Source organism: Paenibacillus sp. JNUCC 35 (genome assembly GCF_058269095.1).
This window is the reverse complement of record NZ_CM177771.1, coordinates 2,122,786-2,135,152: the sequence shown is the minus strand read 5'-3', so window position 1 is coordinate 2,135,152 and position 12,367 is coordinate 2,122,786. Positions and strand designations below refer to the sequence as shown.

Below are 12,367 nucleotides of genomic sequence, written 5' to 3'. Positions count from 1 at the left end.
AACAGCCTGCGGGCGCCTCCTCCCGAACGATATCGCAATGCCGGCCCCGGGGCTGCTTCCTCACCCATCCCGTTCTTTTTATCCGCAGCTTACGCCAAGCGCCGGATCCGGGCGATAAAGAAGCCGTCCGTCCCGTACTGGTCCGGCATAATCGAGATCATGCCCGAAGCCGCCTGCTCCAGAGGCGCGGATTCCGGCCAGCCTGTTGTCGGAATCGGATCAAGGACAAACTCGGGATGAGCCTCCAGGAAGCGGGCCACCGCGTCCTCGTTCTCCATCCGCTCGATTGTACATGTGCTGTAGACAAGCACACCGCCGGGTTTGAGCAGACCGTGAACAGCCTCCAGGATGCTCTGCTGAACGGCCGCGATCCCGGCGATGTCCTCCTCCCGCTTGCCCCATTTCAGGTCGGGCTTCCGGCGGATGACGCCGAAGCCCGAACAGGGAGCGTCAAGCAGGATGCGGTCAAACGAGGCCGGCTCGAATTCCCCGGCAAGTTCCCTGGCATCCTTCACCAAGGTGCGGACCGACTTCAGGCCCAGCCTTTGGGCCTGTTCGTCGATCAGCCGCTTTTTGTGAGGATGCAGGTCGCAGGCCCACACCGTGCCGGTGTCGTCCATCTTCTCCGCGATGTGCGCCGTTTTGCCGCCCGGAGCGGCGCAGCAGTCCAGGACGGTCATGCCTGCCTCCGGCCGAAGCGCTTCGGCAACGAGCATGGAGCTTTCGTCCTGGATGGAGTAGTCGCCCTGGCCGAAGCCCGGCGTCAGCGCCATGTTTCCGCCCGAGGATACGACAATGCCGGCGGGCGACAGTGCCGAAGGCTCGGCGTCAAATCCGCCCAGCCGAAGCTGCTCCAGCAGCGCATCGGGATGCTGGCGGCGTGTATTCGCGCGGATGCTGACGTGAGGCGGCTCGTTGTTCGCCTTGCAGATGCGCTCGCACGCTTCGACGCCGTACTGCAGGGTCCAGCGCCGGACCAGCCACTCGGGATGGGAATGTTCGAGCGAAATGCGCTCGGTGTCCGCCATCCCCTGGGGAAGCGTCAGCTCCGCACGCTGGCGGATAGCGCTGCGCAGCACGCCGTTGACCATGCCGGAGATGCCCTGATGGCCCCGGCGCTTCGCTATGTTAACGGCTTCGCTGACAACCGCGTGGTCGGGCACACGCTCCAGATATAGGAGCTGATACAAGCTCATCCGGAGCAGACTGCGTACCCAGGGCTGAAGCTTGCCGAGCCCCTTGGTCACCAGTTTCGCCAAGTAATAGTCGATTGTATTCCGTCTCTGGATCGTTCCGTACACAATTTCCGTAGCCAGAGCGGCATCTGGACGCGGGAGATCCGCTTCGCGCAGTATCTGATTCAGCTTGAGGTTGCTGTAAGAGCCCGCTTCCTCGACGCCTGTCAATACGCTGAGCGCAGCGTCGCGTGCCGATTTTTTTACATTCTCTCGTTTCGGTTTTGCGGCCTGGCTGTTTCTCCGGTCGGTCCGAGAACGGCTTGCCGGACCGCTCTCGCCCCCGGCTTGTCCCTTCCGGTTATCCGGCTCATTTTTTTTCACGGGACTTGCACACATCCTTTGCTTATTAAAATCGTACGTATGCGGCCCTGCTTTAGAATCATCACTTGGCAGGGACTTATACATCGTTTACGGAAAAACGCAGGAACCGTCGGTCATTCACCGAAAGTTCCTGCGCATTGCGTGCCACGCGTCTGCTATTCACCCAAAACGGTGCCTTTCTCCATGGAGCTTCCCCGGACAAGCTGAGCCGCTTCCATGGCCTTCTTGCCGGCAGGCTGGACATTCAGCAGTTTCAGGCTTCCGTCGCCCGTAGCCACTTCGATCCCGTCTTCGTCCGTTCCGATAACCGTGCCTGGCTTAAGCCCTGCGCCGGTCGAGCCTTCCGACGTTCTATCCGCGCTTGGCGCGAGGTCTTCGGGCTTTTTGCACACCCATACTTTCAGGATTTCCCCGTTCCAGGTTGTATAAGCGCCCGGAAAAGGATTTAATCCGCGAACCAGATTCCAGATATCCTTGGAAGACCGGTTCCAGTCGATTTTCTCGTCTTCGCGGTTGATATTCGGCGAGTATAGCGCTTGCGAATCATCCTGCGGAACAGCCTGAACCGTACCCGCAATCAATTCGGGCAGCGTACGCTTAAGCAGATCGGCACCCGCCAGGCTAAGCTTGTCGAACATCGTGCCGGTCGTATCGTCATCCCCGATAGGAACTTCAACCTTACTGATCATATCTCCCGTATCCAGCCCTACCGCCATGTACATGATGGTAACGCCCGTCACCTGCTCGCCCTGTATGATTGCATGGTGAATCGGAGCGCCCCCCCTGTATTTCGGCAGAAGGGAGGCATGGATATTGATGCAGCCCAGGCGGGGAATATCGAGTACCGCCTTGGGCAAGATCTGGCCGTATGCGGCCGTCACGATTAGATCCGGTGCAATTCTCCGGATTTCATCGACCGTGTCGGACGTGCGCAGCTTCTCCGGCTGAAACACCGGGATGCCGTGCTTCTCGGCCTCCACTTTGACGGGAGGCGGCGTCAGCACGCGTTTGCGTCCTTTCGGACGGTCCGGCGGTGTAACGACGGCAGCCACTTCATAGCCGCCCTCGATAAGCGCCCTCAGGGAAGGAACCGCGAAGTCCGGGGTTCCCATAAAAATCAGCTTCACGGTCAGCGGTCCTCTTTCTCTTCGAGTTCAGGGCGGTACAGACGGATCGCCAGATCCGTGAACAGGACACCGTTCAAGTGGTCCACTTCGTGCATGATGCAGCGGGCCAGCAGTTCTTCGCCTTCAAGCTCGAACTCTTCGCCGTTGCGGTCTTGGCCTTTCACTTTCACTTTGAAGGGGCGCTTGACCTCTCCTTCGAGTCCCGGAATACTCAGGCAGCCTTCCGGTCCGATCTGCTCGCCGCTTTGTTCGACAACGACCGGATTGACGATCTCAATCAGTCCGTTCTCGTCTCCCACGTCCATAACGATGACACGCTTGAGAATGCCCACCTGCGGAGCGGCCAGGCCGACGCCCGGCGCATCGTACATCGTATCCGCCATATCGTCGAGCAGCTTATGGAGGTTGGAATTAAATTTCGTTACCTGTTTGGCGGTTTCCCGCAGCACAGAGTCTCCTTCTTTAACAATCATGCGAATGGCCATTCCATCCACCTGCTTTCTTTAAAGTCATTCTATGAGGGCAAGGGCCTTAGCCCTTGAATGGGTTTAAGAGATCCGTATGAGTTTCCCGCCGCTTATATACGCGTTAATCGGCACGGGCATCCATCCGGTTCTGTCTTACACCGGGCTTTCCGTTCCGGAACACGCGGACTACATGAGCATTTGAGGATCGACATCCACGCTGATCGTCAGCTTATCTTTCGTCGTCCTCTCGGCAAATTCATCCAGAACCTTGGCCACAATACGGGAAGCGGACGCCTCCCCACGATATTTTACCACGCATTGGAACCGATATCTATCCTTGATCCTCGGAATGGGCGAAGCGACCGGACCCAGCACATTCATAAAAAAGTCCTCCCCCGTACCGGACGCAAAAACGTTCTCCTGCTCGGCGGCCCCGAGCTCCCGAAGACGCTGGGCCACCGCTTCCGCGGTCCGGACCAGGAGCGGCACCTGCTCGTGGGTCAAGGTGATGAGAATAAGCCGGCAGTACGGCGGATAGCCGAGCTTCCGGCGGTGCGGAAGCTCCTCCTCCACGAAACCTTCGTAATCGTGGCGGCTCGCCGTAATGACGCTGTAATGCTCCGGTGTATATGTCTGGACGAACACCTCGCCGGGCAGCTGATGGCGCCCAGCCCGCCCCGCCACCTGCGTAAGCAGTTGGAAGGTGCGCTCGGCGGAACGGAAGTCGGGCAGGTTCAGCACCGTATCGGCCGCGATAACGCCGACAAGGGTGACATCGGGGAAGTCCAGTCCTTTGGCGACCATCTGGGTGCCGAGCAGGACGTCCGCCTGTTTGTTGCGGAACATCGTCAGCCACTTCTCGTGAGAGCCTTTCTCCGTCGTCGTGTCCACATCCATCCGGATGACGCGGATGCCGGGAAAGAGCTTCACGAGCTCTTCCTCGACCCGCTGGGTTCCGGTTCCGAAATGCCGGATATGCTCCGACCCGCAATCGGGACACAGCTCCATCTGCCTTTCGGCATAGCCGCAGTAATGGCAGCGCAGCGTCCGCGACACCTGGTGATACGTCAGCGAGATGTCACAGTGCGGACAACCGGCTACATAGCCGCACGTCCTGCACATGACGAATGTCGCGTATCCCCGGCGGTTTAGCAGGAGAACCGTCTGCTCTCCTTTGAGGAGCCGTTCCTCCAGCCCACGGTGAAGAAGCCGGCTGAACATGGACCGGTTCCCGCTGCGCAGTTCCTCCCGCATATCGACGATATGCACGGGCGGAAGAGGGCGTCCGGCGACCCGGGACTTCATTCTGAGCAGCTTGTATTCCGGCTTGCCGCCGGGGGCCGCCTTCGTTTTCTGAATGCTTTCAAGCGAAGGAGTCGCCGATCCCAGTACCACGGCCGCTCCGTTATAACGGGCTCTCCAGGCGGCGATATCCCGTGCGTGATACTTCGGACTCTCCTCCTGCTTGTAAGAAGATTCATGCTCTTCATCGATGATAATCAGACCCAGCTTCCGGAACGGGACGAACACGGCCGAACGGGCCCCGATGACCACCCGGACCTGGCGTCTCATAATTTTGCGCCATTCGTCGTAACGTTCTCCCAACGACAGCCGGCTGTGCATCACGGCGACCTCGTCTCCGAAGCGGCCTTTAAACCGCTCCACCATTTGGGGAGTCAGTGAAATCTCCGGCACGAGCACGATCGCTTCCCGTCCCTGTTCCAGACAGCGGCTGATGGCCTGCAGGTACACTTCCGTCTTCCCGCTGCCTGTCACCCCTTGGAGCAAGTAAACCTGGTGGCTGCGGCTGTCCAGCGTGGCGGCAATGTCGTCATAAACGGACTGCTGTTCCCGCGTCAGCGGCAGCGGCTTCGTTTCTTCAAAATGGCGGTTCGCATACGGGTCCCGCATCACTTCTACTTCACGCAGGCCAATCCAGCCTTTGTCCGCGAGTCCTTTTACCGTACCGGCGCCGACCTGGAGCTTGTCCATCAGTTCCGTCAGGCGGATCGGCCGGGGGTTGTCGTGCAAATAGCGCAGAACCTCTTTCTGCTTATGGGAGCGGGCAGGAAGTTCTTCCGCGATGGCCAGCAAATCGGCGGAACCGCCCGATCCCGGAGCGTTGCCGGACGTCCCGGCAGCCTGGGTTTCCGTCGCGGCTTCCGAAACTTCGGGGGCTCCGGACGGAAATACCGTCAGAGCTTTCTTAGTCGCGAGCCTGTCCTTCATCCCCTGGGTTTCGACAAGCTGACCCTCGTCCAGCATTTGACGGATCAGCTCGCCGTCTTCCGGAAAGGCATCCAGAAGGTCTTCCATCTTCGCCTTTCCTTTTGAGCGCAAATAATTCAAAATGTTTTCCTGGGCCGGCAGCAAAAGCAGAAGCTCCGTTCCGCCCGCGCTTCCTGCTTCCGCGGCTTGAACGAAGCGTTCATACTTGGCTTTCAGCGCCCCGGGAAGCATGGCTTGCAGAGCGGTTACTTCGTGGCACAAATACGTGCTGCTCATCCAATGCCCCAGTTGTACCAGTTCTTCCGTCAAAGGAGGAGCGGCGTCCAGCACATGACGGATCGCTTTCAATCTTTTGGGATCGACCGTTGTCGTTTCGTGAAGTTCCACCACAAACCCCTGCAGCACACGGGGACCGAAAGGAACGCCGACACGGCTTCCTACTTCAACCCAGCCCTGCAGAGACGGGGGCACCGAATAATCGAATGCCCGGTTCGTCTGCTTGGCGGGGACATCGACTATCACTTTGGCGAACATGGCGTTTCCCCTTTGTCTGCCCCCGGTTCCTCAGCGTCCGGTTCCGGAGGCTCCGCTCCCTGTTGCCGCATCTGCTGACGGCTGGCCGCCAGCCGGACGATATGTTCAGCTACGGCAACCTTGGTCATCATGGGCGGCGCTTCCACAAGACCGCCGGCATCGAAGATGCGCACCACATTGGTGTCCGTTCCGAAACCCGCTCCTTGCATGGAGACATCGTTGGCGACAAGCAGGTCGCATTTTTTACGCAAAAGCTTATCGAGCGCATACTCGTCCACCCGTTCGGTTTCCGCCGCAAAGCCGACCACGAACTGACGGGTTTTGGCCTCTCCGAGAGCTTGAAGGATGTCGGGATTTTTAACAAGCTCGATCGTAAGGGTATCCCCGGTTTTTTTCATTTTCTGCTCGCGCTGTTCGGAAGGACGGTAATCGGCGACCGCAGCCGCTTTGAAAACGAGATCCGTCTTCTCAAAACGGGCCATCACCTTGTCGTACATATCCAGAGCGGATGTGACGGATACTTTTTCGACGCCCGGAGGCACGGGAAGTGAAGAAGGTCCGCTGACGAGCGTGACGTTGGCTCCGAGCCGCTTGGCCGCCTCCGCAATAGCGTAGCCCATTTTGCCGGAAGAATCGTTTGTAATGTAACGCACGGGATCGATGCGTTCGACCGTCCCTCCGGCCGTCACCAGCACGTTCCGGCCTTGAAGCGGTGTATCCGGCTGAAAATACTCGGCGATCCGCCCGAAAATTTCCTCGGGTTCGGCCAAACGTCCTTTCCCGACATAACCGCATGCCAATTGGCCGGTTCCGGGTTCCACAAACAGAACGCCTCTTTCCTGCAGCACTTTCATGTTGCCCGCGACCGCCGGGTGCGTGTACATGTGCACGTTCATGGCAGGAGCCACCATCACCGGGGCCGTCGTAGCGAGAAGCGTCGTGCTGAGCATATCGTCCGCCAGCCCGTGCGCCATTTTCCCGATCATGTTCGCCGTCGCCGGAGCGACCACAACCAAATCCGCCCGGTCGGCCAGATCGATGTGGGAAATAACGGCCGCTTCCTTCTCGTCGAACGTATCGACGGCTACCGGCTTGCGGGTCAGCGACTGGAAAGTCAGCGGCGTAATAAATTCGATTGCGGACTTCGTCATAATCACCCGCACGTCCGCCCCTGCCTGACTCAGCTTGCTGCAAAGCGCAGCCGCCTTATAAGCGGCTATTCCCCCGCATACGCCGACTACGATTGTTTTACCTGATAACATCGGCAGTTCCCTCCCGGCAAGAAAAAAATAACAACCGCAATGGGTTGTCCTGATATCCGGTATACTTGCATCCCGTTCATATTCAGGATCGCAGCATCCGGTTGTATACATAGAACGGCAGTCACAGGGACTGCCGCTTTGGGCCGAACGGACCGCTTGGGATCCTATTCGGCGTCTTCTTTGGTTTCGATCTTCTCGTACTTCACAAGATCTCCGTACAATTCTTCCAGGGCCACTCCAACCTGCTTGTGGGATTTAATATCCTGCAGGTGGGTGTTCGTACCGTCTCTAAGAGATCTCGCACGCTTAGCGGCGGCAACTACGAGCGAATATTTGCTATCCACTTTGTCGAGCAGTTTATCAATTGAAGGATACAGCATACTTGTCGTTCACTCTCCGATCCATTGTTCCAATCTGGGTAAAATCCGGTCGCACTTACAATGTTCAGCCATAAGAATGGACTGGATTTTGTAGCAAGCTTTGTGTACCTCGTCATTGACGATACCATAATCGTAATGCCGCATCAAACGAATCTCGTCGACAGCCACGGACATGCGGCTGCGGATAATGTCGTTCGTTTCCGTACCGCGAGTCACGATACGATTCTCCAGCTCGGCCAGAGAAGGCGGAATCAGGAAGATAAAAGTCGCCTCAGGAAACTTCTCCTTGACCTTCAAAGCGCCCTGCACTTCGATTTCCAGGATAACGTCCTTGCCGGAGGCGAGCGTTTCTTCCACAAAGCGGCGAGGAGTGCCGTAATAATTGCCCACGTACTCGGCATGTTCCAGCATCTCGTCGGAAGCGATTAATTGTTCGAACTGGTCTTTCGATTTGAAAAAATAATTGACACCCTCCACTTCGCCTTCTCTAGGCTTGCGGGTTGTGGCGGAAACAGAATAGACCAGCTCCGGCGACATCTTGCGAAGCGCGGAACACACGGTTCCTTTGCCGACGCCCGAAGGGCCCGAAAGCACGATCAGAATTCCTCTATCCCGTTCCAGTGTATTTGTATTACTCGTCATGATCATCGTCCTTGTTAGAAAGTCGGTGAGCAACGGTCTCCGGTTGAACCGCAGATAGGATCACATGGTCGCTGTCCGTAATGATGACGGCGCGGGTTCTTCTCCCGTAAGTCGCGTCAATCAGCATATGGCGGTCGCGCGCCTCCTGAATGATCCTTTTAATCGGAGCGGATTCGGGGCTTACGATCGAAATGATACGGTTTGCCGAAACAATATTACCGAACCCGATGTTGATCAATTTGATGGCCATTGAGTTTCCTCCTCGTGACACCGTCAGCGGTTCACTCGATATTCTGTATTTGTTCTCTCATTTTCTCCAATTCGGCTTTCAGCTCAATGACCCTGCCTGACACTTCAATGTGTCCCGCTTTGGAGCCGATGGTATTTGCTTCGCGGTTCATTTCTTGAATGAGAAAATCGAGCTTGCGACCGACAGGTTCCCGGGAACCGAGCAGCTGCCTAAATTGGCTGATGTGGCTGTGCAGCCGGGTCATCTCTTCGTCCACATTGGAGCGGTCCGCAAACAAGGCTATCTCGGCTGCGAGCCGCTGTTCATCTACCGGTACTTGATCCGTCAGCAGCTCGTGAATCCGCTGGCGCAGCTTCACGGCATATTCCCGGACGACTTCAGGGGCGTAACGCTTCATTTCGACGTTAAGATCTTCAATCATCGTCAGCCGGACGGTCAAATCTTCCGACAGGTGGGAGCCTTCTTTCTCCCTCATGCCGTTCAGCTCGGCCAGCGCTCCTTCCGTGCAGGCAACCAAAAGATCGGCGAGCGCATCGTCGTCCCCCTCGCTCTGCTCGGAAATGGCAAGCAAATCCGGCAGTTTGAGGAGATCCGACAGATGCAGCTCCCCGGCTAAGCCATGCTTCTGGCGAAGCTGCTCGGCAGCCTGCATGTATCCGTCCACGAGCGCCCAGTCGACTGTTACCGATTTATTAGAAGCGGAGTCCCGCTCAATCGTCACAAAGCAATCGGCACGGCCGCGTTTAATGAAGCGGAGCACCGTTTTCTTGATGGTGTCTTCGTAGGCCATCCATTCTTTCGGCATACGCACAGAGATGTCGCAATAGCGGTGATTCACGGTTTTGATATCAATCGACACCCGGTAGCCTTGCGAAGAAAGCGAGGCATGCCCGAATCCGGTCATACTTCGTATCATATAGGGGCTCACATCCATTAACCTATTGTAATTCATTTTAAAAGGGGGGACAAGAGCAATTCACGGCGCTCGGCTTTTTGCCAAACGTACTGTGTAAGCTGCACGCTCATGTCGTAAAACAGGAACGGTGTCATGAAATAAATGCCATTAAACAGAGGCATTGCAGCATCAAGCAGTTCTTTGGCGATAGCCACGCCTTCTTTGCGCCCCTCTTCCCCTTCGAGTCCCGTCATTCTGGCGCGCACTTCGTCCGAAAGCTGGATACCCGGAACCTCGTTGTGCAAATACTCCGCGTTCCGGCCGCTGGCCAGAGGCATGATGCCTACGAAAACGGGGACATCCAGATGCTTGGTCGCCTCGTGCATGCGCTCGATCAGCTTCGGATCATAGACGGGCTGGGTCATGATATAATCGGCGCCGGACTCGATCTTCCGTTCCAGTCTTTGGACCGCCTTGTCCAAATATTTCACGTTCGGATTAAAAGCCGCGCCGACAATGAAATTGGCTTTCTTCTTGAGCGGCTTGCCCGAAAAAGCGATGCCTTCGTTGAGCTGTTTGATCATGCGGATCATTTCGAACGAAGTCATGTCATAGACGGAGCTTGCGCCCGGCAGATCGCCGAATCTCGCGGGATCTCCCGTCACGGCGAGCACGTGATCGATCCCCAGCGCGTGCAGGCCCATCAGGTGGGACTGCGTGCCGATGCTGTTGCGGTCTCGGCAGGCGATGTGAATGAGCGGTCGCGCCCCGTGCTGCTCTTTAACGAGCATGCCGAGCGCAAGATTACTCATCCGCGTCACGGCCAGTGAATTGTCGGCCATCGTAATGGCGTCCACATGCACGTCCTGGAGGGCTTTCGTCCCTTCCATGAACTTGCCGATGTCGAGGTCGCGCGGAGGGTCCAGCTCCACGATGACCGTATGGCGCTGTTTCACAAGGTCGACCAGAGTAGGTTCGACATCCGCCTCCCGGACGGACGTCTGCGGAGCGGCTTCGGTCACGACGGCCCGTTCCGCTGCGGAAACGGATTCCGCCGCATATACTTCGCTCCGGTTCGGCTCGTAGCCCTGGAGAGCCTTGACCATAGCCGCGATATGCTCCGGTGTCGTTCCGCAGCAGCCGCCGATGATCCTGGCGCCTAAATCGGCAAAGCGCAGCGCGCTTTCGGCAAAATACTCCGGCGTCGCGGCATACGAATAACGGCCGTCCACGTAGTCCGGAATACCCGCGTTCGGGAATACCGAGAACGGGATGTCGCTCAGTTGGGCGACTCCCTGAAGGGAGCGCAGGATGCCGTTGGGACCCGTGCGGCAGTTAAATCCGATCACATCGGCCCCTTCCTCTTTCAGGCGGAGGAACGCGTCCTGCAGAGAGATACCGTCGTGCGTCGTGTTGATTCCTTCGGTAGCGAACTGGCAGATGACGGGAATCGAGCTGAGCTGACGGATCAGACGCAGCGCGATAAGCATCTCCTCAAGATCGTAGAACGTCTCCAGCAGCAGCCCGTCCACCTGAGTATCAAGCAGCACGAGAATTTGTTCGCGCAGCGCATCCTCGACATCCGACGTGCGGACGTTCTTGCGCATGCCCGCCCGGATCGGGCCGATCGCTCCGACCACGTAAGCATCCTCGCCGACCGAACTGCGGGCCAGCTCGACGCCGGCCCTGTTGATGGCCTCGACTTCCTGTTCAAGGCCGTATTTGGATAATTTTTCCCTATTTGCGGAGAAAGTATTCGTTTCAATAAGCCGGGCACCGGCTTCATAATAGCGACGGTGAACGTCGGCAACCACTTCGGACTGAATCAGGTTAAGCTCCTCGTAGGAAATTCCGACGGGAAAGCCCTGCTGATATAAGTAGGTCCCCATCGCTCCGTCCCCGATAAGGATCTTCTGAGCAAGCACCTGGCGGAGTTCCGGTTTCATGTTCTTCCCACCCCATCAAAATAGTACATTTACTTTAACACAAACGACCGGCAAACTTAAAGGCTTTTTACGTTCTAAAGTAAAACCGGCGGCTTCGCGCCGCCGGCCGTTACTCTTCGACTTTTCCTTTGTAAACCTCCGCGGCCGGCCCGGTCATATACACCCGGTTGTCGGCCTCGTTCCATTCGATCAGCAGATCGCCGCCTTTAAGCGAAATCGTGGCGGTGCGATCCGTTTTGCCCGTCAAAACGAGAGCGACGAGCGTAGCGCACGCTCCGGTTCCGCAGGCCAGCGTGGGCCCCGCTCCCCTTTCCCATACGCGCATATCCGCGTAATCTCTGGAGCGGACCGTCACAAACTCGACGTTCGCCTTGTTCGGAAACAGCGGATGCTGCTCCAGCAAAGGCCCCCAGGCGGCCAGATCGAAGCTCGGCGCGTCTTCCACGTCGATGACACAGTGCGGATTGCCCATCGAAACCGCCGTAAACGTGAAGGTCCGCCCCCCCGCTTCGATCGGCTGGTCGATCACCCGCTCGGCGTCGATTGTCGTCGGGATTTCGAGACCTTGAAGCACAGGCTCTCCCATATCGACGCGAATCGCTTTGGCGATGCCCTTCTCCGCCGTCACATGCACCTGCTGCACGCCGGCTCCGCGCGTTTCGACGGTGATGGCTTCTCTTTTGCCGGGGTCCCGGTCGTACACATATTTGGCGACGCAGCGGATCGCATTGCCGCACTGCTCCGGTTCGCTTCCGTCCGAATTGATGATGCGCATCTGCACGTCCGCTTTCTCGGAGGGCAGAATGAACACCAGCCCGTCGGCGCCGATCCCGAAATACCGGTTGCACCAGCGGACAGCGAGTTCCGCTACATTCTCAGGAAGCTCTTTATAGCCGGACAGCACGATAAAATCGTTGCCCAGACCGTTCATTTTCGTAAATTCCATAAGGGTTCCCTCTCGCTAAATCGATGTAATGTCATTCCCTTTATCATAGCGCAAAAGAATATGTCTGGCTATCGCCAGTTTCCCGCAAAAAAGAAAAACCCGTGACGGCCTCGGCCGTTTAACGGGTTTG

11 protein-coding genes are annotated in these 12,367 nt (G+C 57.4%); all 11 read right to left on the bottom strand.

The genetic code is table 11. The features are described 5' to 3' along the window. Positions 1–89 precede the first annotated feature (89 nt). The 11 genes from rsmB to dapF all read right to left on the bottom strand — a co-directional run bounded on the left by rsmB (position 90) and on the right by dapF (position 12,237). Entirely contained in the window at positions 90–1,574 is a 1,485-nt protein-coding gene (rsmB, locus tag AC2TF6_RS09800; RefSeq protein WP_491310860.1) for a 16S rRNA (cytosine(967)-C(5))-methyltransferase RsmB, read from the bottom strand. Between the two features lie 140 nt (positions 1,575–1,714). After that, a complete protein-coding gene (fmt, locus tag AC2TF6_RS09795) occupies positions 1,715–2,686 on the bottom strand; it encodes a methionyl-tRNA formyltransferase (RefSeq protein ID WP_491310859.1) in 972 nt (323 codons plus the stop codon). 2 nt (positions 2,687–2,688) lie between these two features. Then, positions 2,689–3,171, bottom strand: coding sequence for a peptide deformylase (gene def, locus AC2TF6_RS09790; RefSeq protein ID WP_369993838.1), 483 nt, complete (start codon positions 3,169–3,171; stop codon positions 2,689–2,691). 168 nt (positions 3,172–3,339) lie between these two features. Next, the gene (gene priA / locus AC2TF6_RS09785; RefSeq protein WP_491310858.1) at positions 3,340–5,916 is read right to left on the bottom strand and encodes a primosomal protein N'; all 2,577 of its coding nucleotides are present in this window, start codon (positions 5,914–5,916) and stop codon (positions 3,340–3,342) included. Beyond that, positions 5,901–7,178: a bifunctional phosphopantothenoylcysteine decarboxylase/phosphopantothenate--cysteine ligase CoaBC gene (coaBC, locus tag AC2TF6_RS09780; RefSeq protein WP_491310857.1), complete on the bottom strand. Its 1,278-nt coding sequence runs from the start codon at positions 7,176–7,178 to the stop codon at positions 5,901–5,903. Before coaBC ends, priA begins: the two co-directional genes overlap by 16 nt. 164 nt (positions 7,179–7,342) lie before the next feature. Continuing rightward, positions 7,343–7,558 (bottom strand): DNA-directed RNA polymerase subunit omega, encoded by a 216-nt coding sequence (rpoZ, locus tag AC2TF6_RS09775; protein WP_042232842.1) that lies wholly within the window; start codon positions 7,556–7,558, stop codon positions 7,343–7,345. A 9-nt stretch (positions 7,559–7,567) separates the two neighbouring features. Then, positions 7,568–8,200 carry a guanylate kinase gene (gene gmk, locus AC2TF6_RS09770; RefSeq protein WP_009672638.1) on the bottom strand — a complete coding sequence of 211 codons (633 nt, stop codon included), beginning with the start codon at positions 8,198–8,200 and terminating at the stop codon, positions 7,568–7,570. Then, a complete protein-coding gene (gene remA / locus AC2TF6_RS09765; RefSeq protein WP_009672664.1) occupies positions 8,190–8,450 on the bottom strand; it encodes an extracellular matrix/biofilm regulator RemA in 261 nt (86 codons plus the stop codon). Before remA ends, gmk begins: the two co-directional genes overlap by 11 nt. A 31-nt stretch (positions 8,451–8,481) precedes the next feature. Then, entirely contained in the window at positions 8,482–9,366 is an 885-nt protein-coding gene (locus tag AC2TF6_RS09760) for a YicC/YloC family endoribonuclease (protein WP_491310856.1), read from the bottom strand. Between the two features lie 32 nt (positions 9,367–9,398). After that, positions 9,399–11,291: a bifunctional homocysteine S-methyltransferase/methylenetetrahydrofolate reductase gene (locus tag AC2TF6_RS09755; protein WP_369993826.1), complete on the bottom strand. Its 1,893-nt coding sequence runs from the start codon at positions 11,289–11,291 to the stop codon at positions 9,399–9,401. Positions 11,292–11,400: 109 nt separating this feature from the next. After that, positions 11,401–12,237, bottom strand: coding sequence for a diaminopimelate epimerase (gene dapF / locus AC2TF6_RS09750; protein ID WP_009672613.1), 837 nt, complete (start codon positions 12,235–12,237; stop codon positions 11,401–11,403). Positions 12,238–12,367 lie beyond the last annotated feature (130 nt).

Bases quoted from the DNA above. Each gene is read 5' to 3' on its own strand.
- rsmB (WP_491310860.1), bottom strand. From the start codon at position 1,574: ATGTGTGCAAGTCCCGTGAAAAAAAATGAGCCGGATAACCGGAAGGGA.
- def (WP_369993838.1), bottom strand. From the start codon at position 3,171: ATGGCCATTCGCATGATTGTTAAAGAAGGAGACTCTGTGCTGCGGGAA.
- priA (WP_491310858.1), bottom strand. From the start codon at position 5,916: ATGTTCGCCAAAGTGATAGTCGATGTCCCCGCCAAGCAGACGAACCGG.
- coaBC (WP_491310857.1), bottom strand. From the start codon at position 7,178: ATGTTATCAGGTAAAACAATCGTAGTCGGCGTATGCGGGGGAATAGCC.
- rpoZ (WP_042232842.1), bottom strand. From the start codon at position 7,558: ATGCTGTATCCTTCAATTGATAAACTGCTCGACAAAGTGGATAGCAAA.
- gmk (WP_009672638.1), bottom strand. From the start codon at position 8,200: ATGACGAGTAATACAAATACACTGGAACGGGATAGAGGAATTCTGATC.
- remA (WP_009672664.1), bottom strand. From the start codon at position 8,450: ATGGCCATCAAATTGATCAACATCGGGTTCGGTAATATTGTTTCGGCA.
- AC2TF6_RS09760 (WP_491310856.1), bottom strand. From the start codon at position 9,366: ATGATACGAAGTATGACCGGATTCGGGCATGCCTCGCTTTCTTCGCAA.
- AC2TF6_RS09755 (WP_369993826.1), bottom strand. From the start codon at position 11,291: ATGAAACCGGAACTCCGCCAGGTGCTTGCTCAGAAGATCCTTATCGGG.
- dapF (WP_009672613.1), bottom strand. From the start codon at position 12,237: ATGGAATTTACGAAAATGAACGGTCTGGGCAACGATTTTATCGTGCTG.